The 20,615-nt window shown below is 71.1% G+C and carries 18 protein-coding genes and 2 pseudogenes; 4 read left to right on the forward strand and 16 right to left on the reverse strand.

Going from position 1 to position 20,615, the window contains the following annotated elements; translation table 11 throughout:
- Positions 1-21: 21 nt before the first annotated feature.
- On the reverse strand, positions 22-1,167 hold the full coding sequence (locus O7624_RS00995; RefSeq protein WP_282238526.1) for an FAD-dependent oxidoreductase: 1,146 nt from the start codon (positions 1,165-1,167) through the stop codon (positions 22-24).
- Positions 1,168-1,258: 91 nt separating this feature from the next.
- On the opposite strand from O7624_RS00995, the gene O7624_RS01000 reads away from it, so the two are divergent.
- Both O7624_RS01000 and O7624_RS30625 read left to right on the forward strand, forming a co-directional pair.
- Positions 1,259-1,858, forward strand: coding sequence for a TetR family transcriptional regulator (locus O7624_RS01000; RefSeq protein ID WP_282238527.1), 600 nt, complete (start codon positions 1,259-1,261; stop codon positions 1,856-1,858).
- A 64-nt stretch (positions 1,859-1,922) separates the two neighbouring features.
- A pseudogene (locus tag O7624_RS30625) lies at positions 1,923-2,260 on the forward strand (esterase family protein); the annotation flags it as partial.
- Position 2,261: 1 nt separating this feature from the next.
- On the opposite strand, the gene O7624_RS01005 reads toward O7624_RS30625, so the two are convergent.
- Positions 2,262-2,600 carry a hypothetical protein gene (locus tag O7624_RS01005; protein ID WP_282238528.1) on the reverse strand — a complete coding sequence of 113 codons (339 nt, stop codon included), beginning with the start codon at positions 2,598-2,600 and terminating at the stop codon, positions 2,262-2,264.
- A 183-nt stretch (positions 2,601-2,783) separates the two neighbouring features.
- Between O7624_RS01005 and O7624_RS01010 the strand changes: the two genes are divergently transcribed.
- Entirely contained in the window at positions 2,784-3,818 is a 1,035-nt protein-coding gene (locus O7624_RS01010; protein WP_282238529.1) for a hypothetical protein, read from the forward strand.
- Here the strand turns inward: O7624_RS01010 and O7624_RS01015 are convergent.
- The 13 genes and pseudogenes from O7624_RS01015 to O7624_RS01075 form a co-directional block, all read right to left on the reverse strand.
- Complete coding sequence (locus tag O7624_RS01015) at positions 3,790-4,989, reverse strand: RtcB family protein (RefSeq protein WP_093402312.1); 1,200 nt, start codon at positions 4,987-4,989, stop codon at positions 3,790-3,792. The genes O7624_RS01010 and O7624_RS01015 overlap by 29 nt on opposite strands.
- Positions 4,990-5,440: 451 nt before the next feature.
- The gene (gene mnhG, locus O7624_RS01020; protein WP_282238530.1) at positions 5,441-5,818 is read right to left on the reverse strand and encodes a monovalent cation/H(+) antiporter subunit G; all 378 of its coding nucleotides are present in this window, start codon (positions 5,816-5,818) and stop codon (positions 5,441-5,443) included.
- Entirely contained in the window at positions 5,815-6,111 is a 297-nt protein-coding gene (locus O7624_RS01025; RefSeq protein WP_093402310.1) for a monovalent cation/H+ antiporter complex subunit F, read from the reverse strand. The genes mnhG and O7624_RS01025 overlap by 4 nt, the downstream gene beginning before the upstream one ends.
- Complete coding sequence (locus tag O7624_RS01030; RefSeq protein ID WP_282238531.1) at positions 6,108-6,722, reverse strand: Na+/H+ antiporter subunit E; 615 nt, start codon at positions 6,720-6,722, stop codon at positions 6,108-6,110. The genes O7624_RS01025 and O7624_RS01030 overlap by 4 nt, the downstream gene beginning before the upstream one ends.
- Positions 6,719-8,287 (reverse strand): Na+/H+ antiporter subunit D, encoded by a 1,569-nt coding sequence (locus O7624_RS01035; RefSeq protein ID WP_093402309.1) that lies wholly within the window; start codon positions 8,285-8,287, stop codon positions 6,719-6,721. The genes O7624_RS01030 and O7624_RS01035 overlap by 4 nt, the downstream gene beginning before the upstream one ends.
- A complete protein-coding gene (locus O7624_RS01040; protein WP_282238532.1) occupies positions 8,284-8,757 on the reverse strand; it encodes a Na(+)/H(+) antiporter subunit C in 474 nt (157 codons plus the stop codon). Before O7624_RS01040 ends, O7624_RS01035 begins: the two co-directional genes overlap by 4 nt.
- A complete protein-coding gene (locus tag O7624_RS01045) occupies positions 8,754-11,579 on the reverse strand; it encodes a Na+/H+ antiporter subunit A (protein WP_282238533.1) in 2,826 nt (941 codons plus the stop codon). Before O7624_RS01045 ends, O7624_RS01040 begins: the two co-directional genes overlap by 4 nt.
- Positions 11,580-11,684: 105 nt before the next feature.
- On the reverse strand, positions 11,685-12,614 hold the full coding sequence (locus O7624_RS01050) for an ion transporter (protein WP_282238534.1): 930 nt from the start codon (positions 12,612-12,614) through the stop codon (positions 11,685-11,687).
- Between the two features lie 116 nt (positions 12,615-12,730).
- A complete protein-coding gene (locus O7624_RS01055) occupies positions 12,731-13,762 on the reverse strand; it encodes a PHB depolymerase family esterase (protein WP_282238535.1) in 1,032 nt (343 codons plus the stop codon).
- A gap of 172 nt (positions 13,763-13,934) precedes the next feature.
- Positions 13,935-14,366, reverse strand: a complete 432-nt coding sequence (locus tag O7624_RS01060; RefSeq protein WP_282238536.1) for a hypothetical protein — start codon at positions 14,364-14,366, stop codon at positions 13,935-13,937.
- 420 nt (positions 14,367-14,786) lie between these two features.
- The gene (locus tag O7624_RS01065) at positions 14,787-15,686 is read right to left on the reverse strand and encodes a M15 family metallopeptidase (protein ID WP_282238537.1); all 900 of its coding nucleotides are present in this window, start codon (positions 15,684-15,686) and stop codon (positions 14,787-14,789) included.
- Complete coding sequence (locus tag O7624_RS01070) at positions 15,670-16,881, reverse strand: serine hydrolase (protein ID WP_282238538.1); 1,212 nt, start codon at positions 16,879-16,881, stop codon at positions 15,670-15,672. Before O7624_RS01070 ends, O7624_RS01065 begins: the two co-directional genes overlap by 17 nt.
- Positions 16,882-17,422: 541 nt before the next feature.
- Positions 17,423-18,529 (reverse strand): annotated as a pseudogene (locus O7624_RS01075) (serine hydrolase); the annotation flags it as partial.
- Between the two features lie 310 nt (positions 18,530-18,839).
- Here O7624_RS01075 and O7624_RS01080 point away from each other — a divergent pair.
- Positions 18,840-19,685, forward strand: a complete 846-nt coding sequence (locus O7624_RS01080; protein ID WP_282238540.1) for a hypothetical protein — start codon at positions 18,840-18,842, stop codon at positions 19,683-19,685.
- Between the two features lie 170 nt (positions 19,686-19,855).
- Here O7624_RS01080 and O7624_RS01085 read toward each other — a convergent pair whose 3' ends face one another.
- Positions 19,856-20,578: a MerR family DNA-binding transcriptional regulator gene (locus O7624_RS01085; RefSeq protein WP_282238541.1), complete on the reverse strand. Its 723-nt coding sequence runs from the start codon at positions 20,576-20,578 to the stop codon at positions 19,856-19,858.
- Positions 20,579-20,615: the final 37 nt, after the last annotated feature.

The raw sequence follows: 20,615 nt of genomic DNA on the forward strand, positions 1-20,615 counted from the left end.
GCGCCGGGATCGGCGGCGCGGTCACCGGTTCTGGCGTTCGATGCCGCGACGGACGAGGCCACGGATGCCGGGCAGGGTGACCGCCCGGATCGTGACCTCGTTCAGCCAGACGTGCAGGCGACTCGGTGGCGCGTACTGGTACATGCCCCGGCGGGCGAGCGCCTGCCGCTTGACGACCTCGGCGCGTAGGCCGGTCTCCCACTCGGTCAGCGCCGACCGGACGTCGTCGCCGTGTCGCCCCAGGGCGGTGCCGAGTTGGTCGGCACCGGCGAGCGCCAGGGCCGCGCCATGCCCGGCGAAGAGGCTGACGCACCAGGCCGCGTCACCGAGGAGAACCGTGCGACCGACGCTCCACTGCGGCAGCATGACCTGGCTGACCCGGTCGAAGTAGGCGTTCACCGGGTCGGCCTCCAGGTCACGCAGTGCCTCGGGTACGCCGCCGGCCACGTCCCCGAAGGCCGCGCGCAACGCGGGCACCGGCCCGCGTCGCAGTTCCCGGCCCGGCTCCGCACAACGGTAGGTGAAGAAGGCCGAGGACCGTCGCGGGCCCAGGTTGACGATTGCCGCCGTACGTCCCGGACCGATGAACGTGGTGGCAGACGACGCGGGCACGGCCTCGGGCGGACGGATTAGCGGGAAGGCCGCCACCACGTACGGCAGGTCGACCCGATGACCGTCGCCGAACAGGGTCGTCCGGGTCGCGGAATGCACGCCGTCGGCGCCGACGAGCAGATCGGCCTCCTCGGTGGTGCCGTCGCTGAGCCTGACCACCGCCCGGTCTGCTTCCTGCTCCACGGAGTCGACGGTGGTGCCGAAGCGGAGGTCGACCCGGTCGCGGACCGCCTCGTACAGCACGTCCTCCAGATCCCCCCGGAACACCGTCAAGGTGCGGGGGCCCAGTGCCGCCTCCGCGACGACCGAGGGCACCGTGAGCTTCGGCCGACCGTCCGATCGGACCAACACGGTGGTGAACAGGCCCAGCGCGCGCTCGGCGAGGGCGGGAAGCAGGCCGAGCCGCTCGACGGCGTCATAGCCTCCGCCGAGCAGGTTCACCAGGTAGCCACCACTGCGCCGGACCGGGGCACGTTCCACGACGATCGGCTGCCACCCGTCGCGTGCCAGTCGCAGGGCGGTGGCGAGACCAGCTATGCCAGCACCGACGATCACCGTTCGCTTCATTAAGACCCCCAGGTATGAGCGTTTGCTCAAACATGATGAGCGTATGCTCATCCGGGCGCAAGATGCGTAGACTGCCGGCATGCCACGCGGAGTCGCCATCACCGAGCCCCGGCAGCACCTCTTCGCCGCCGCGGAACGCCTGATCGCGACTGCGGGGCCCAGCCAGCTCACCAGCCGGGCCGTGACGCGGGAGGGTGGCGTCGCCACGGGGCTGCTGTTCGCCCACTTCGCCAGCTTCGACGACTTCCTGACCGGCTACGCGGTCGACCGGAGCTTCCAGATCGCCGCCGCCGTGGCCGGGCTCCCCGACCGCGCCGGCACCGGCACCCTCGACGCGAATCTCAGTGAGACGCTGCTCGCCACCCCGATGATCACGCTGCTCGCCGTCACCCGACTGTTCGCGTACCGGCCGACCCTGACGCAAGCCGTCGAAGCGGTGCTGGGCGGTGGAAGCGCCGCACTGTCGGCGCTCGAACGCACCGTCGCCGGCTACCTGACCGCCGAGCGGCACATCGGGCGGCTACCCGCAGCCGCCGACACCGAGGCGCTGGCCGTGGCGGTGGTCGGGGCGCTGCACCACGTCGCCCTCACCGACGGAGCGGACCCGGCAGCGGCCAGCCGCGTCCGCCGCGCCATCACCGCCCTGACGACCGCCGCGACGGTGCGGGAGCCTTCATGACCGTACGTCCGGACGTTGTCGTCCTCGGTGCCGGAGTCGCCGGTCTCAGTACCGGCACCCGGCCGCGTTCACCGTCGCCTGGCTGCGCCCGGACAGGTTCCGGCGGGTGCTGTGCTGCCTGTCCAGCTTCGCCCAGATGCCCGGCGGGAATCCGTACCCGGACATCATCGTCACTGAGGTCCGCAAGCCACTACGAATCTTCATGCAGGCCGGTCATCGGGATCTGCACTGAACGATCCGCACCGCAACTGGCTCTCCCACAACTTGCGTGTCGCGGCCGCCCTGGCCGAGGCAGGTTACGACTTCCGGCTCGTGCTCGGCGACGGTGGCCACAACCCCAACCACGGTGGCGTCCTTCTGCCTGACGCGCTGCGCTGGCTCTGGCGGTCAACCGACTCCTGACCTACTCCACCGCTCTCGGCGCGACGTCGGGCGTCGCGGCCAGCAGCAGCGCCGACCCGGCCGCGAAGACGGCCGCGCCGAGATAAACCGACCCCGGCCACGCGTACGTCAGCGACCAGCCGAACGCCAATCCGGCCGTGATCGGCACGACGGTCTCCGCCACGGCGCCGATGCCGGTCAGCGCACCCTGCACGGTGCCCTGCTCGTCGGCCCGCACGCTGCGGGAGATCCATGACTGCGCGGCGGCGCCGAGCAGACCACCGAGGACCGGACCGGCGACGAAGCCGAGCCCGAACGCGGCACCGGCCAGCCCGTACGCCTGGGCCCGCGCCCGGCGCATTGCGGCTCCTGAGTGTCGAGAGGGCAGGGCCCCCTCGCGACTCACGGTCCGCCGGAAGTACGGAGGATCAGAATATGTGCGCTGTCAAACCGTTTTCGACGTCGTGCGCCGTGGTCGACGCCGATGCCACCTCCCGGCGAAATCAGTGGACGACGGCTTCCCGGGGTGACCGATGATGGGTCCGTGGCCGAGACGTCCGTGGTGCGCAGAACAAACCTTCCCGCCTCGAGCGCGGAGGGGGCGTGGCAGGCGTTGGTTCTCGACGTCGGGCAGCCAGACCGACCGGTCCTGCGGGTGGAGGCAGCCGGGCGTGGCCTGCTCGTGCTGCGGCATGGCGACGCGGTCCTGCTGCTGGCCAGTGTGGCTGATGACCACTTCGGCGTCGCGTACGCGTCAACGGGCCAGCACCGCCCGCCGGTGCCGCCGATGAGCGCGGCCCGGGCGGCGGCCGTCGGCGCCGACAGCGGCGGCGCCTGGCTGGCTCGGTGGGCTCATCACTTCGCTACCGCGCTGACCGGGACCGGCGCAGGCCCGCTGCATGCCGGCCGCTGGGTCATCAGCGGCGACGTCGGGTACCCGGGGGTCGGCGCGACACAGCGACCGGCCCCTGTTCCGCTGCCGCATGACCGGGGCTGGATCGACTGGTTCGGCGGGGACCCGCACCGGCAGATCCTGCCGCTCCGCCCGCTGGCGGGCCCCGGCTCCGCGCGGGTCAAGGCGTATCGGAGGCAGTTCCGGGAGGGGGTCCTCCCACCGGTCCTGCTGTGGTGGATCAGCGGCCTCGACTGCCACGTCGTGCTGGACGGTCACGATCGGCTCGTCGCCGCGCTCACCGAGGACGGACAGCCACCGCTGCTCCAGCTCTCCTCGGTGGGCCAGCACCAGGTCGACGATGAGACGGACACCGCCGTGCGCCGCTACTCGACGACCACCGAGGCCGTACGCCACCAGGTGGCCGTCGGCACGCCCGGCGCGGCGGACGCCCTCGCCGCCGCGCATCGCCATTTCGCCCGCGAGCTGAGCGTGGTCGGAACCGGTTACGGCACCAGCCGCGCCTGGCCCCTGCGGGGCGGCCCGGCGAACTGGCACCGGCTCGCCGAAGCGCAGGCGCCGGACTGGCACGCGGAGATCTCAGCGGCGGACGACGGGTGCGGCCGGCGCCCGCCCCCCGACGGGCGCCGACCGCACCTCAGCCCTTCACGCAGATCACCTGCTTGAGGTGAGCGACCACCTCGACCAGGTCCTCCTGCTGCGCCATCACCTCGTTGATGTCCTTGTACGCGCCGGGGATCTCGTCGACCACCCCGGCGTCCTTGCGGCACTCCACTCCCGACGTCTGCGTCGCCAGGTCCGCGGTGCTGTACGTCCGCTTCGCCTGGGCCCGGGACATCCGCCGGCCCGCCCCGTGCGAGGCCGAGCGGTAGCTCCAGTCGTTACCTGAGCCACGGACGATGTACGAGCCGGTGCCCATGGAACCGGGGATGATGCCCAGGTCACCGAGGCCGGCCCGGATGGCACCCTTGCGCGTCACCAACACGTCCACCCCCTCGTAGGTCTCCTCCGCCACGTAGTTGTGGTGGCAGCTGATCGGCTCGTCGTACGTGATCTGCGGGAACCGGTCCCGCATCAGGTTCATCAGGACGGCGAGCATGACGGCGCGGTTGCGCCGCGCGTACTCCTGCGCCCACCACAGGTCCCGGCGGTAGGCGTCCATCTCCGGCGTGCCGGCGAGGAACACCGCCAGGTCCCGGTCGGGCAGGTCGGCGTTGTGCGGCAGCCGGCGGGCCACCGCGATGTGGCGCTCGGCCAGTTCCTTGCCGATGTTGCGGGACCCGGAGTGCAGCATCAGCCAGACCCGCCCGGCGTCGGCACCACCCTGTTCCAGGCAGACCTCGATGAAGTGGTTGCCGCCACCGAGGGTGCCGAGCTGCCGACGGGCCCGCGACTCCAGTTGCGCCACCCGCCGGTCCAGGTCGGTGAAGCGCCGCCAGAAGTCGTCCCAGCCGCGCTGTTCCAGCCCCCGTACCCGGCGCGGGTTCACCGGCTCGTCCCGTTGCGCGAAGCCGACCGGAATGGCGGCCTCCACAGCCCGGCGCAGCCCGGCGAGGTCGTCGGGCAGGTCGTCGGCGGTCAGCGAGGTACGCACCGCCGACATGCCGCAGCCGATGTCGACTCCGACGGCCGCCGGTGAGACCGCCTGCCGCATCGCGATGACCGAGCCGACCGTGGCGCCCTTGCCGAAGTGCACGTCGGGCATGACCGCGACGCCCTGCACCCACGGCAGCGCGCCGATGTTGCGCAGCTGCCGCGCGGCCTGCGGCTCGATGGCGTACGGGTCGGTCCACACCCGCACCGGCGCCCGCGTTCCCGCGAGCAGGCTGAAGCCCATGGTGGTGTTCTCCTGGTCTCTGAGGCGAAGCCCGCCGATCATGCACCTGTGGTCGGTGGAATGCAGCTTTTGCCCCGATTTGGACAGACCGCAACTGCATGATCCACGGCCGCGCGGGCGCGGGTGGCGGGTTGGTGTGAGAGATGCCGGGGCAGCCCGGGGTCGGTTGGGATGGTCGCGGAATCGTCGGCGAATCCGAGCCGGTCAGGGTCTGCCCTGCGGCGGCGCGCCGAGCGCCGGGACTACCTGCTGGTCGTCGGGAGGGCGGGTCTGCCGGCGAGCGCGACGGCGGGGCACCACAAACAACGACCGACCTGGCTGCGGTTCAGTTCTCGCACGGCATACTCCTTCCGGCTCCCGTCGTGATCGACCTGATGCCGGAAAGGCTAGGCATGATCCGCGCCGCCCGCAATGGATATTGACCCGGGGCTGCCAGCTGTCGAGGGCCCGGTCAGGCCGGCGCGGAGTGCTCCCGCTCATCGGCGACACGGTCCAGGTGGGCGGCGAGTTCGTCGGTGACCAGCAGGTCGGTGCGGATGTCCTCGTGCGGGTACGCGACCCGGCCGACCATGTGGGCCGCAACCGGGGCCGTGGCAAGGGAGAAGGCACCGACCAGCACCAGCGTGGTGATGTCCACCCCGGTACGCAGTCGCAGAGCGCACCCGACCAGCACCAGCAACAGACCGAGCACCTGCGGTTTGGCCGCCGCGTGCATCCGGGTGAGCAGGTCGGGGAAGCGCACCAGCGCCACCCCGGCGGCCAGGCTGAGCAACGCCCCGGCGATCAGGCAGATCGAGGCCACGACATCGAACACCACGTCCAGGTTCACGGCTGGCTCCCGTCCGAGGTGGTGGACGTGGCGTTGTCGTCACGTCGGGCGGCGAACCGGGCGACGCTGACCGAGCCGACGAATCCGAGCACGGCGAGGACGACCAGCACGGGCAGCGCGGTGGCGTCCCGGCTGTAGGCGGCCTCCGTGGCGATCGCCGCGACGATTATGGCCAGCAGCACATCGGTGGCCACAGCCCGGTCGAGGATCGACGGCCCGCGGATGACCCGGGTGAGGGTGAGCCCGCCGGCCACGGCGAGCAGCACGGTGACGGTCACGGCGACTGCGGTCATGCGGGTACTCCTTCCCGGTCAGCCGGATTCTCCCGGATGCGGCGCAACTCCTCGGGTGAGCCGATGGCCTCGATGATGCGGGCCTCAAGCTCCAGCACGCCGCGGCGGAATCGCTCGACCTCGTCCCGGCTGGTCACGCCCAGTACATGGATGTAGAGCGTGCCGGTCCGTCGGTCGGCCTCCAGGATCAGGCTGCCCGGCAGCAGCGACAACGCCTCGGCGGTGAGCGTGAGGTTGAGGTCGGTGTTGACCCGCAGTCGCGCCGCGATGATCGCGCTCTGCGGAGTGTGGCCAACCCGCATGGCCAACCAGGCGACCTGCGCCGAGGCCACCACGAGGTCGCGCAGGAAGTGCAGCCAGAAGCGGAGCATCGGCAGTGGGTGGATGCGGCCGGCGAAGGTCACCGGCGGCAGCGGGAACACGGCAAGCAGGACGGCGGCCACCACCAGTCCACCGATGATGTTGGCCCAGGAGAGGGTGCCCCAGAGCAGCACCCAGACGGCGACCAGCGCGGTCACCGCGATGACCTGGTTGCGCCGCCGGGCCGTGCGGCTCAGCGCGGGGCGCAGCGGCTCGTCCGGCTCCGCCGGGGTCATCGGGTCGGAACTCACGGCGCACCTCCCGGGAAGACGGCATCGACGTACGGCGTCCGGCGCAGCAGGTCGTCGGCGGCGTCGGTGCTGAGGTCGAACAACGGGCCGGCGACCACGGTCAACGCGAGGCCGAGCACGACCAGCGCGAGCGTCGGCGCGATCATCAGCTTGGGCAGCACAGCGCCTGACTGCCCGCCACGGTCCGGTTCCACCGCGCCCTCGGTACGGGCCGCCTGCTCGGCGTCGTCGGCGGCCGGCATGTCCACGTGCGGCGTCCGCCAGAAGGCCAGATTCCACACCCGGGCGATGGCGTAGAGGGTGAGCAGGCTGGTGACCAGCCCGCCGGCCACCAGGATCCAGGCCAGCACGCCCCCGTCGTCGACGCCCGCCTGGATCAGGCCGAGCTTGCCGAGGAACCCGGAGAACGGCGGGATGCCGGCGAGGTTCAGCGCGGGCACGAAGAACAGCACGGCGAGCACGGGTGACAGCCGGGCCAGGCCACCGAGACGGTCCAGCGCGGTGCTGCCGCCCCGGCGTTCGACCAGACCGGCGGCGAGGAACAGGGTGGTCTGGATGGTGATGTGGTGCACCACGTAGAAGATCGCCGCGGACAGCCCGAGCGACGAGGTGAGGCCCACCCCGAACAGCATGTAGCCGATGTGGCTGATCAGCGTGAACGACAGCAACCGCTTGATGTCCGACTGGGCGACCGCGCCGAGGATGCCGACCACCATGGTCAGCACCGCCGTCACCAGCAGCAGCGTGGCGGTGCGTCCGCCGGGGAACAGCAGCGTCTCGGTACGGATGATCGCGTACACGCCGACCTTGGTCAGCAGGCCGGCGAAGACCGCGGTGACCGGGGCCGGCGCCGTCGGATAGCTGTCCGGCAGCCAGGCCGACAGCGGGAAGACCGCCGCCTTGATGCCGAAGGCCAGCAGCAGCATGCCCTGCAACAGCAGGCGCAGGTCGTCCGGCAGGGTGTCCAACCGGTCGACGAGTTGGGCGAGGTTGAGCGTGCCGGTCGAGGCGTAGACCAGGCCGATCGCGATCAGGAAGATCACCGAGGAGAGCAGGCTCACCACCACGTAGGTGGTGCCGGCACGGATCCGGTTCTCCGTGCTGCCCAGGGTCAGCAGCACGTAGCTGGCGACCAGCAGGATCTCGAAACCGACGTAGAGGTTGAACAGGTCACCGGAGAGGAACGCGTTGCAGACGCCGGCGGTCAGCACCAGGTAGGTCGGGTGGTAGACCGACAGCGGGGTCTCCTCGTGGCCGTCGGCCATGCCCTGCCCGATCGAGTAGACCAGCACGCAGAGCGTCACCGCGGCCGAGACCACCAGCATCAGCGCGGCCAACTGGTCGGCGACCAGCACGATGCCCAACGGGGCGACCCAGCCGCCGACCTCCACCACCAGCGGTCCGTGCAGGCTGGACTGCACCAGCAGTGCCGCCGACACCGCCACGGTGGCGGCGAGCACGGTGAGGCTCACCCACCGCTGGGCGTGCGGACGGCCGAGCAGCAGCAGCGTCAGCGCCGCGCCGAGCAGTGGCATCACCACCGGCAGCGGTACGAGGTACGTCATCCGGCCCGACCTGCTTCCACCACGTCGACGCCCGGACGAGCACCGCCGGCCGGCCCGTCGTCGTCACCGTCACCGGTGCCGCCCTCGATGTCGGCGGTGCCCGGACCCTCGTCGCGGATCGCGAGATCCATGATCCGGCGGTCCTCGACGTCGTCCTGCACTTCGTCGTGCCCGTTGAGGTGCCAGCTGCGGTACGCCAGGGCGAGCAGGAACGCCGTCATGCCGAGGGTGATGACGATGGCGGTGAGAATCATCGCCTGTGGCAGCGGATCACTCATCTGCTCCGGATCGGTGGTGCCGACGATCGGCGCTCCACCGGCCCGGCCGCCGGTCAGCAGCAGCAGGTTGGCGCCGTTGCCGAGCAGGATGACACCCATCAGCACCCGGGTGAGGCTGCGTTCCAGCAGCAGCGTCACGCCGGCGGCGACGAGCACTCCGACCACGATCACGTAGGTGAGGTTGGCGCTCACACCAGCTCCTTTTCCCTGCTCTCGGCGGTCTCGGTCTCGCTCTGCCGGTCCATCTCCGCGCCGAGGCTGCGCAGGATGTCCAGCACCAGACCGACGACGATCAGGTAGACACCGACGTCGAAGAAGACCGACGTGACGAAGTGGACGTGCCCCAGCACCGGTAGGTGGAAGTCGAGGACCGCGCTCTGCAGGAACTCGCCGCCGAGCAGCATCGCGCCCACGCCGGTACCGACGGCGACGAACAGCCCGGCGCCGAGCACCACACCGGCGTCCACGGGTGCCGCGCCGTTGAGTTCGGTGCGCCCGCCGGCCAGATAGCGCACGGCCAGCGCGAGACCGGCTACCAGGCCGGCGGCGAAGCCGCCACCCGGGGCGTTGTGGCCGCTGAACAGCAGGTAGATGGAGAAGAGCACGATCGCGTGGAACAGCAGCCGGGTCACCACCTGGAGGACCACCGACTGGGTCCGGGTGGTGGCGCCGGTGGTCAGCCACCGTGGGCGGTTGTATCCGGCCCGGCCGTCGCCGGGAATGTCGGCCCGCCGGTGCAGGTCGCCAGCCCGGCGGAAGATCAGGCTGGCCACACCGGTGGCGGCCACCACCAGCACGGCGATCTCACCCATCGTGTCCCAGGCCCGGATGTCGACCAGGGCCACGTTGACGATGTTCTTGCCACCGCCGTACGACACTGCCTCGTCGGGAAAGCCCACCGAGACCGGAATGGCCTGGCGCGAGCCCGTGGCGACGTACGCCATACCGGCGGTGACCGCACCGACGGCGACGCCGATCGCGACGCGACCACGCCGGCTGGAGCGGATCGGCCGCTCCGAGAACCGCACCGGCAGGCGACGCAGCACCAGCACGAACATGACGATGGTGACGGTCTCCACCAGGAACTGGGTGAGCGCCAGATCGGGTGCGCCGTGCAGGATGAACAGCAGCGCGGTGCCGTAGCCGGCCACGCCTACCAGGATCATCGCGGTGAGGCGGCGCAGGGCGCGGGCGGCCAGCACCGCCGCCACGATCACCACGGCGGCGGCCACCCCCTGCAACGGGGTGTCCCAGACGTGGAACCGCTGCGGCCAGGGCGCACCGATCAGCAGGGCCCCGCCGGGCAGCAGCACCAGCACCACCAGGATGACGCCGAGGTAGAACGGCAACGAACCACGCTGGGTGGCACCGGTCAGCTCCACGGCCAGCCGGTCGACGCCACCGATGACCCGCGCGTAGACGGTGGCGCTGTCGAAGGGCAGCCGCAGCGCGGCAGGCACCCGTTCGCGGCGGCGCAACAGGTGGAACAGCCCGGCGCCGCCGGCCACCGCCAGCACCGACAGCCCCAGCGCCGGGGTCAGCCCGTGCCACAGTGCCAGGTGGTAGCCCGGCTCGGCGCTGGGATACAGATCGGCGTACGGGGCGAGCAGCCGGTCCACTGCCGGGGCGAGCAGTCCGGCCGCAGCGCCCGCGAGGGCCAGCGCCGCCGCCGGGGCGATGAACGGCCAGGACACGGTCGCCACCTCGGAAGGCGCGGTGTCCGGCTTGCTGGCGAAGGCGCCCCAGAGGAACCGCAGTGTGTACGCGACGGTCAGCGCCGATCCGAGCACCACACCGGCCAGCACCATCAGGTCGGACCCGCTGCCGTGCAGCAGCGCCTCGACGGCGGCCTCCTTCGCGACGAACCCGGCCATCGGCGGCAGGCCCGCCATGGACGCCGCCGCGAGCGCGGCCACCCCGGCGAGCACCGGCGCCCGCCGGCCCAACCCACTGAGCTCGCGCAGGTCCCGGGTGCCGGCGGCATGGTCGATGAGCCCGACGGTGAGGAACAGGGTGGCCTTGAACAGGGCGTGCGCGAGCACCATGGCCGCTCCGGCCAACGCGGTGTCGCGGGTGCCGGCGCCGAGCATCACAATCAGCAGGCCGAGCTGGCTGACCGTCCCGTACGCCAACAGCAGCTTGAGGTCGGTCTGGCGCAACGCCGCCCACCCGCCGAGGAACATGGTGACCACGCCAGCGGTCAGCAGCACCGGCCGCCACGGGGTGACCTCGGCGACCGCCGGCCCCATCAGGGCGACCAGGAACACGCCGCCTTTCACCATCGCGGCGGCATGCAGGTACGCGCTGACCGGAGTCGGTGCCGCCATCGCACCCGGCAGCCAGAAGCTGAACGGGAAGATCGCCGACTTACTGAGCGCGCCGAGCAGGATCAGCACCACGGCCACGGCGAGGTATCCGCCGCCGGGCAGGTTGCCGGCGATCTCGGACCAGCGGTAGCTGCCGGCGTGCTGGCCGAGCATGACGAACCCGGCGAGCATCGCCAGGCCGCCCAGCGTCGTCACCAACAGCGCCTGCATGGCCGCCCGCCGGCTGGCCCGTTTCGCCGGGTCACTGCCGATCAGCAGGTACGAGAAGACGGTGGTCAGCTCCCAGAACACGTAGAGCAGCAGCAGATCGTCGGAGACCACCAGGCCGAGCATCGCCCCGGCGAAGGCGACGAAGACGGCGGCGAAGCGGCCGAGACCGGGATCGTCGCTGCGGAAGTAACGCGCGCTGTAGGCCAGCACCAGCGCGCCCACCCCGCCGACCAGGACGACCATCAGCCAGGAGAGCGTGCCCATCCGGAAGGCGAGTTCCAGCCCGAGTTGCGGCACCCACGGCACCGTCTCGACCACCGGTGCACCGCCGCGTACCCCGGCGGCGTGCGTGAACGCCCAGACCAGCGTCGCGCCCGGTGCCAGCGCCACCAGGTAGAGGGCGTTACGCCCCCACAGCCGCACCAGCCTCGGGGCGATCACCGCTGTCAGCGCATGGACCGCCACCAGTGCCAGCACGCAGCCTCCCCAGAGATCATCAGACGGTGTAACGACCCTATCCGGTGACGCCCGTTATCCGCACCCGTCGTGATTCTGATCAAAGACGGACGCGACGGCAGGTGGTCATTCCTTGCCGACCCGGCGGAGGCGGCCGTCGTCGCGGTCGATGCGCAGCTCCCGTTCGAGCTCGACGATGAGCGTACGCAGGTCGTCGAGACGTTGACTGATCGCGATCCGGTCCACCTCGTCGGGGACGCCGTCACCGTCGGAGTCGTAGCCGGGGCCCAACCCTTCGGTCATCTCCAGCCGGCGCGCCTCCTCCATCGAGTTGACGAAGACCGCGATCAGGATGTTGAGCAGCAAATTGACAGTGATCACCACATAGCTGCCGTAGTAGAGCACCGTCCAGGGCGAGAACTCCATCCCCTGCTCGATGAGGTCCGGCAGCGTCTCCAACGACAGCAGCACGAACAGCGTCAGCAGGGAGCGGCCGATGTCTCCGTACTGCTCCGGATAGACCTCGCCGAAAATCAACCAGCCGGCCATGCCGTACACGTAGAGCGTCACCACAGCCAGGGCGAAGAAGCCGCCGATGCCGGGCAGGCTGCGCCACAGCGCGGCGACGATCGTGCGCAGCCCGGGCGAGAACCGCACCAGCCGGACGATCCGCAGCACCCGGACCACCCGCAGCAGCGCCGAGTCGCCGTGCAGGCCGGGGATGAAGATCGCGGCGATCACCAGTAGGTCGAAGACGTTCCAGCCGTGCCGGAAGAAGTCCTGCGGGCGGCGACCGTACGCCAGGATCCGGATGGTGATCTCGGCGACGAAGACCGCCCGGAAGCCCCATTCCAACGCACGCAACGCGGTGCCCGCCGGCCCCAGATCGGGGTACGTCTCCAGGCCGAGCACGATCCCGTTGGCGAGGATCACCACGACGATGGCGATCTCGAACGAGCGGGACGCGGCGAGCCGGGCGCAGCAGGCGAAGAGCGCCTTGCCGCGAGGGTTCCGGGCCGACCCGCCTCGCGGAGCCGGCACAGGCGTACCACTCATGGTGCGACCGGCCCCGGTGCGGACACCGGGGCCGGCGCGGCCACCCACCGTGCGTCATCGGCGCGCTGACGTACGGCAATCATGGGCGACAGCCTACGGGGCGACGGAGGCCGCGCTCAGCCGCCCAGCCGGCGCACCATGTTCATCACCGTCTCCACCTGGGCACCGCCCTTGATCGGGTAGTTGGTGGCGCCGAGGTAGCCCCACCAGTCCCAGCATCCGTTCGGGTTGCTGGGCACGGTGATGGCCTGCGGGTACAACACGATCGTGGCGTTGGTGTCGGCGTACTGGTTGAGGTTGGCCCGGTCCACGAAGGCGGTGCCGACCCGGCTGTGGCCCTGGAGGCAGCCGTGCAGCGCCACCAGCAGTCGGCAACTCGCTCCCGAGGCGCAGGACGACGGGACGTAGGCGAAACCGTTGGCGTCCATGCTCAGGCCGTTGGCCCAACCACCCGGCGCGAAGCCGTGCTGGCTGAACCGCACCAGCGTGCCACCGAGCGGCCCGGTGTTCGGCGGCTGCACCGAACCGAAGAGTTTGCGCAGGAAGGTGTGCTGCGGGTCGGTGCCGCAGTCGTTGAGGTACGGCGCGGCCGTGGCCGTGCAGCCCACCGTGCCGTAGGGCGTGACCCAGCCATGGCCGGCGGCCGAGCCGCTGTCGTACTGGACGCTGGCGCCGAAGTGCTGCTGATAGCGGACCAGGTCGTCGCTCACCGACCGCTTCACGGTGCCGTCGGATCCACCGTGGAAGACGTAGACCGGCTCGCCGGACAGCCCGCTGAGCGGGTCGACCCAGCCGTATCCGGCCCAGGTCCGGGTGTACGACTGCAACGCGCTCAGGTACGTCGGGTAGATATTGTCGCCGCAGCCGTACAGCGCCTGCGCGACGTTGTTCTGCGCGCAGTAGTAGGGGCCGGCGGCGAACAGCGCCGCTCCCCTGATCCGCTTCGAGTAGGCCACCTGGAGTTGGCCCGCCAGGTAGGCGCCGGAGGAGACGCCGGCGACGTACACACCCGAGATGCGGTAGGTCGACAGGCTTCCGGACACGGGACTCTTGGTGTGCGGGGTGTCGGCGGCGTGGGCGGGTGCCACCGGGGTGAGCAGCAGAGCCGCGACGGCGGCGGCGAGCAGCCGCGAGACAGGTCTGATCATGACGCTCCCTGGGGTCCGGTGAGCGCCGGCGGTGGTGTCGGCGTACGGCGACGCTAGCGTGACCTGCGTCACCGCCGACATGAGCGCAACCCACACCTCACCGGACCCCACAGTGGTGCCGTTCGCCGTCGACTGCCTCTCCCCCGGTCGCCGCTGGGCCTGACCGCCGCGCTCAGCCGGTGGTGCCGAACTGCGACCAGACCCGAACCCGCTCGGTGACGTGGTCCCGCCCGCCGAGGGCAGCGCGGACCTCGGCGGTGAACGCGGCCCGCCCGGATGCCGAGGGCAGCCGGTCGGCCGACAGGGCGGAGAAGACACCACCGACCATGTCGTCGACGGTGAGTGGCGCGTCGTACTGCACCAACGACTCGGCGTACTGGTAGCCGGCCCGGACCAGGGCCTCCTGGTTGAGCCGGCGACCTGCCCCGTCGGTCTGACAGGTCGCGGTGACGGGGTGGCCGAGCAGCCGTTCCAGGCAGTCGCGCAGTGCCGCCGACCACTCGGCGTCCTGCGACCACAACGGAGCGCCGTTGGTGACCACGGCGATCCCACCGCCGGGACGCAGCAGCGGCCGGGCGGCGGTGAACAGCGTGTCACGGTCCATGAACGCGAGCCTTGGCCAGCATGTCCGGCTCAGGGTCCACGCCGATGACGGAGCCCAAGGGCGTCAAGCACCTCGGGCGGGTAACCGCACCGGTGTCTCGCGTAGTACGTCGCCACCTCACCGCTGAAGTCCGTCCTCACCTCGCCAGCCTGCCCGCGACACCGGGCGCGAGGCGAAGCATTCTGCCCACGGCATAGCCCATCCCCACCACGCACCATCCATACGAGATCTTGGACATTTTCCGTTCTCGCCAAACGGGAAATGTCCAAGATCTCACATTCAACCCATCCGCGTGGCGCTCGTTCGTCGAGTCGATCAAGCTCGACGGGCTGCGCTGACCCGTCGTCGGAAGGATGGCCTGCCCATTCCCGGGCAGCCCCTCCATGGGGTTTCCGTCGCTCCCCGCGACCCTCGACGGCGTCAGCCGGCCGAGGAACGGGTCACCGGCAGGTCGAAGTAGGTGTCCGGCCAGGGTTCGTCGCGGTAGCGAAAGTGCCACCACTCCCGGTCGTAGCCGACGAAACCACCGTCGGTCATCAGCTGCCGCAGTTGCCGTCGGTTCTCACCGGCGACGGGTCCGACGCGGTCCGAGTCGGTGTGCGACAGCGGGTCGAAACAGTCGAAGCCGGTACCCATGTCGACGCTGTTGTCGGGGAAACGCTGCGCACGTGGGGCGGTGCAGGCCAGCAGCGGTTGACCGGGTTCGAAGCGGGCCTGCTCGGGCGGCGGCACGTCGACCAGGGTGAGGTCGACGGTGCTGCCCCGGCTGTGTGCGCTGGGTGCGCCGAGATAGCCGCGGTCGACCAGCTCCGCTTTGGCCACCCGAGGGTAGAACTCGGCCTTCATGGCGTCCTGCCCCGGTTGGCCGGCCCAGTTCAGGAAGTCCTCGGTGGCCCGCTGCGGGCGGTAACAGTCGTACACCTTGAGGCTGCGGCCGACGGCGAGCGCCGCCTCCTGCACCCGGCGCAGCGCCTCGGCGGCGCGTCTGGTGAGCAGGCACAGGGGTTCCTGGTAGCCGTCGACGCGGCGGCCGATGAAGTTGTACGCCGTGGCGTACCGGATGTCGGTGAGGATGCGATGGTCGACATCGGACAGCACCACGAAGCCCGGCGACACTGACGGCGAAGGTGGTGGCGGTGCCGGCTCCGGTTCGTCGTCCCGTCCGCAGCCGACAGCCATGACCGCCAACGCCGCCGTCACCGTCAGGCTCAGCCGGGCGAGGGAGCGCGACGATGCCGAGTGCGGCGGCGTGCCCGCCGTCCGCGCCGGGTCGCGCCTCGGCCAGTGCCGTCGCCGCATCACCTCAACGCCGACCGGCACGCGTCCCGGCGGTACGGTGCCGGCGGCGACGGCGGCCGACCAGACCGCCCGCGAGCAGCGTCACCCCGACGGCGAGGCCGATCAGGGAAACCGACCGCAGGCGACCGGCCAGGATCGCCGAGCGCGATGTCTCGGCCCCGGACGCGCCGCCGGGCAACGCCTGCGGGGGTACGGCGGCAGGTGGGGCCGAGGCGGTGGCCGCACCCGGGCTCACCAGCACTCCCACCGAGGCCGCCGGAGGCAGCTCGAATCCCCAGTCGAGCAGGGCCGCACCCTGTTGCCAGCCCCGCTTGTCGATCACGTCCGCACCCAGCAACGTCACCACGAGCCGACGTCCGCCCCGCTCGGCCATCCCGATGTAGGTGTGTCGGGCCAGGTCCGTGTAGCCGGTCTTGCCGCCCAACGCGCCGGGATAGTGGTAGAGCAACTGGTTGTCGTTGTCGATTGTGAATCCCTTGGCGCGCTGTCTCGGCTGGGCCGGGATGCTCGCCTCGCGAGTGGCCACGTAGCGCCGGAAACGTGCGTCGGCGAAACAGGCCCGGGTGATCAGAGCCAGGTCGTACGCGCTTGTGAACTGCCCGGGACCGTCCAGTCCGGAGGGGGTCGCCGCGTGGGTCTGGTACGCGCCGAGCAGTCTCGCCTGCTCGTTCATCGCCCGTAGCCCGCCGGCCATGCCGTCGGCACCACCGCCGAGGCGGGCCAACGCGTTCGCCACCTCGTTTCCCGAGCGCAGCAGCAACCCCAGCCAGAGTGTCTCCACTCGGTACCGACCGCCCGCCACCAGCCCCACCGCGGAACTCCCCGGTTCAATGTCAAGATCACCCGCGGTGATGGTGACTACGTCGGCCGGATCAAGTTTCGGCAGCATGGTCGCGGCCAGCAGCAGTTTCTGCACGCTGGCCGGGGTCGCGTACTCGTGAGGACCGCAGCCACCCAGCACCTCACCGGTGTCCAGGTCGGCCACCAGCCATGAGGTGGCGGCCACCTTCGGCGGTTTCGGTACCCCGGGCGGCACCACCAGACCGGACGTGGCCAGCCGAGGGCCGCCGACGGCCCGCTGCACCGGGTCCGGGGAGGGCGTCACAGGTGGTGTGGGGCCGGGAGCGGGCGGCGCCGAGCGCGGACACGGAACCGGCGCTGCCGCGTGGGCGTCGACGACGGGCACCAGCGGCGTCGCCAGTAGCGCGACAGTCACCGCCACCGTAAGCGCGGAAGCTCTCACAATTAGCGACACTATCGGGTGATTCCCAACCAGTCCCCCAAATCCCCCCACCCCCCACCCCCTCTCCCCTCTCCCCCCGTCCCCCACCCACCACCCAACCTGCCCGGATCTTGGACTCGGACGGCCCCGATAGGGGCGATTTCGCACCAAGATCCACGGCGGGTTGGGCGGGTCAGGGACGGCGGGAGGTCGCGGCAGGGGTGGGGCCAGGGGTGGCTGAGGCGGAGGCAGGGGTGGCTGAGGCGGAGGAGGCAGGGGCGGCTGAGGCGGTGGGGGCAGGGGCGGGGCTGGTCGGGAAACGTCGCGCGGCTGAGGTGGTGGGGGCGGGGGGCGTGGGGGCGGGGGTGGTTGGGGATCGTCGGGCGGCGACGACTGCCAGGGTTATCGCGAGCGCTCCGACGGCCAGCGCCACGAGCATTCCGGCGCCTGGCCCGTCGTCGACCGACGAGGCGGTGCCCGCCGGCTGTGCGCTCCCGGCCGGCGGGGGCGACGCCGATGACGGTTCAGCGTCCAACTCCCCCGGCTCCACCAGCCGGCCGACGCTGGCCGGCCGGGGCAGCGTGAAGCCCCAGTCGAGCAACGCGGCACCCTGCTCCCAGCCACGTTGCGGTCGCGGCTCGGCACCGAGCAGCGTCACGACCAGCCGGCGACCGTTCCGCTCGGCCGCACCCACGTAGGTGTGCCGGGCGTAGTCGGTGAAGCCGGTCTTGCCACCGAGCGCACCGGGGTAGCGGTACACCAGTTGGTTCTCGTTCTGGATCTCGAAGCCCTTGCCCCGCAAGGCCTTTTGCGCCGGAATGCGGGTGCGCTCCGTGAGCACGTACCGCCGGAATGCCGGATCGGCGAAGCAGACCCGGGCGATCAGAGCCAGGTCGTACGCGCTGGTGAACTGGCCGGGGGCGTCCAGCCCGGACGGGGTCACCGCGCGGGTCTGCCATGCGCCGAGCTTTCGGGCCTGCTCGTTCATCGCCCGTACTCCACCGGCCACGCCGTCGGCGCCACCGCCGAGGCGGGCCAGCGCGTTCGCCGCCTCGTTGCCGGATTGCAGCAGCAACCCCAGCCAGAGCGTCTCCACCCGGTACCGGCCGCCCGGCAGCAGTCCGACGGCCGAACTGCCGGGGGCGATGTCCAGATCCTCTTTGGTGACAGTGACAACCTTGGCCGGATCAAGTCGAGGCAGCATGGTCGCGGCCAGCAGCAGTTTCTGCACGCTGGCCGGGGTCGCGTACTCGTGAGGACCGCAGCCACCCAGCACCTCACCGGTGTCCAGGTCGGCCACCAGCCACGAGGTCGCCGTCACCTTGGGCGGCGTCGCCACGCCGGGCGGCACGATCAATCCGGGGGTGGCGAGCGCATCTCCGCCGACCACCCGGTGTTCCGGAACGGGCGGCGGCGGCGTCGGCTTCGGTGACCGGACCACCTTCGGCGCGACCGCCTTCGGGCAGGGCACTGCCGTCGGGGCGGCGGGCCCCCGAACGGGTGGCGGCGTAACGGCGGCGGCCGGCAGAGCGGATGAGGTCAACGGTCCAGAACCGACGGTGATCGCCGCAACACCGGGAGTCGCGGGGATCGTCACGGCGGCGAGGGCGGCAAAACCGGCGGCGAGGGCCCGGATTCTCATGAACACGCAGACTAACGGCAGGATCTCCGGCGACGCCCACCCCGGCCGGCCGGTTCGGGACTGGCGGAGGGCCGCGATCTTCGCGGGGAGATGTTGAACCGATCGCTCGCACCCCCCGTATCCACGACCGAACACATGAAACGCCCGGACCTGCGACGGGAGCGCTCCCGCAGCTCGGTCCGACGTCACCCGTGAGGATCCTCGGCATGCGGGGCGGGGCCGGCCGCCGTTGCCGATCGTCTTTCCGGGCACCCCATTGCGCACCAGCCGACGGTCGACCCGTCGGGCGGTCAATCATGAGGAGAGAAGCATGGTCAGGCGTACGCAGCAGCACCGCAAGCACGCTGCCTTGAAGCTCGGCGGCGTCGGTGTCCTGGCGGTGGTGCTCCTGGGAGTCGGTCTGACGCTGGCCTCCGCCGACGACGGCGCTGCGCCGCAGACGGCAAACTGCCCGACGGTACGGGACAAGCTGTCCAACGTGCCCGCCGCCGCCGTTGCCGGAGTCGAACAGGAACTGGCCAACCTCGACAAGCAGATCGCCGAGGCGAACGCCCGCCTCGCGCAGCAGGCCGCCAACCCCCAGGGCGGCCCCAACTTCATCCAGAACGCCATCCTCGGCCCGCTGGCCAGCAAGCGAACCGCCGCCCTCGATCGCATCGGCATCAACATCAACCGCGTCGGCGGACAGCGCCCCGATCTCGCCAGCCTCGCCACCTGCGGACTCAACGCCGCAGGGGTGCCCAGCGCCGTCAACGGCAACGCCGGAAACGCAGGCAACGGCAACGCGGGCAATGCCGGCAACGGCAACGCCGGCAACGGGAACACCGGCAACGGCAACGCGGGGGCCGGTGTGGCGCAGCGGGTGAGCTGCCCGACGGTGGCCGACCGGCTCCCGGCCGTGCCGGCTCAGGCCGCAGCGGAGGTGCAGCGGGAACTCGCCAACCTGGAGAGCCAGATCGCTGACGCCAACGCCCGCCTCGCCCGGCAGGCGGCCAACCCGCAGGGCGGCCCGAACTTCGTGCGCAACGCCATCATCGGCCCGCTGGAGGACCGGCGCGTCGCGGCGATCAACCGCATCGCCACCGCGATCGGCCGGGTCGACGGCAACCGGCCCGCCGACCTGGTCAACCTGGCCCGGCCCTGCTCGGCGGGCTGACAACCTGATCTACCCAGGAAGGGCGAGCGGGTGGTGACGCGAGTGGTCGACCTTCGAACACCCCGCTGAGCGAGCTTCCATCGTGGATCACTTCAGGCGGTGATGTCACTCGGACATGTGCATGTCGGAGTGACATCACCGCCTTCGACCTAGGTGCCTGCCCAGCAGTGTCAGGCGGTCAGGTGGCACAGATAGTCGTGCAGGGTCGCTGAGGCGGCCAGTCGTCGCCGGCTGCGGCGGTGCAACTCCTGCTCGCGGCGGGCCAGCTCGGCGCGGACCCGCTGCGGGCTACCGGTGGTACGCATCTCGTCGAGCACCGCTGTGATGATCTCGAACGGGTACGCGCCCCGGCGCAGCAGCGCCACCACCTGTGCGGCACGCTGCTCGGCCTCGTCGTACACCCGATAGCCGGTGCCCGCCTCGCGGACCGGACGCAGCAGGCCGCGAGCCTCCCACGAGCGCAGTTGCGAGGTGCGGACCCCGACCAGGTCGGCGACGACGCCGACCCGTACCGCCCGGCGTGGCACAGTGTGCTGGCGGGCACTCGTCACCACGGTTTCGAACGCGCCGAGCACCATCCGGATCTCGGCCCGTTCGCGGTCCAGCTCGGCGTGGCCGGCGTCCAACGACGCCAGCGCCGTCGGCAGGTCACCCCGGTGGACCGCCGCCATGATCTCGCGGGTACGCGTCCAGCCGTGCCCGTCGGCCACCGCGCGGGCCACCGTAAGAGCCCGCGCGTGCGCGTCGGTGAAGATCCGGTAGCCGCTCGGGGTGCGCTCCACCCGAGGCAGTACGCCGAGGTCGACGTAGTTGCGCACCTGCTGAACGGACACACCCGCCGTAGCGGCGAGATCCACCGCGCGCAGCCGTCCGCTGACCCGACGATCCACCACCGGTTCAGCCTAGCCTCTCACGTCTGTTTGAGACTTC

It is taken from the genome of Verrucosispora sp. WMMD1129, from assembly GCF_029581255.1.
Lineage (GTDB): Bacteria > Actinomycetota > Actinomycetes > Mycobacteriales > Micromonosporaceae > Micromonospora > Micromonospora sediminimaris.

Excerpts from the sequence above, each read along its gene's own strand:
- O7624_RS01055 (WP_282238535.1), bottom strand. The coding sequence starts at position 13,762 with ATGATCAGACCTGTCTCGCGGCTGCTCGCCGCCGCCGTCGCGGCTCTG.
- O7624_RS01080 (WP_282238540.1), top strand. The coding sequence starts at position 18,840 with ATGGTCAGGCGTACGCAGCAGCACCGCAAGCACGCTGCCTTGAAGCTC.
- O7624_RS01005 (WP_282238528.1), bottom strand. The coding sequence starts at position 2,600 with ATGCGCCGGGCGCGGGCCCAGGCGTACGGGCTGGCCGGTGCCGCGTTC.
- O7624_RS01050 (WP_282238534.1), bottom strand. The coding sequence starts at position 12,614 with ATGAGTGGTACGCCTGTGCCGGCTCCGCGAGGCGGGTCGGCCCGGAAC.
- O7624_RS01015 (WP_093402312.1), bottom strand. The coding sequence starts at position 4,989 with ATGGGCTTCAGCCTGCTCGCGGGAACGCGGGCGCCGGTGCGGGTGTGG.
- O7624_RS01000 (WP_282238527.1), top strand. The coding sequence starts at position 1,259 with ATGCCACGCGGAGTCGCCATCACCGAGCCCCGGCAGCACCTCTTCGCC.
- O7624_RS01025 (WP_093402310.1), bottom strand. The coding sequence starts at position 6,111 with ATGACCGCAGTCGCCGTGACCGTCACCGTGCTGCTCGCCGTGGCCGGC.
- O7624_RS01035 (WP_093402309.1), bottom strand. The coding sequence starts at position 8,287 with ATGACGTACCTCGTACCGCTGCCGGTGGTGATGCCACTGCTCGGCGCG.
- O7624_RS01060 (WP_282238536.1), bottom strand. The coding sequence starts at position 14,366 with ATGGACCGTGACACGCTGTTCACCGCCGCCCGGCCGCTGCTGCGTCCC.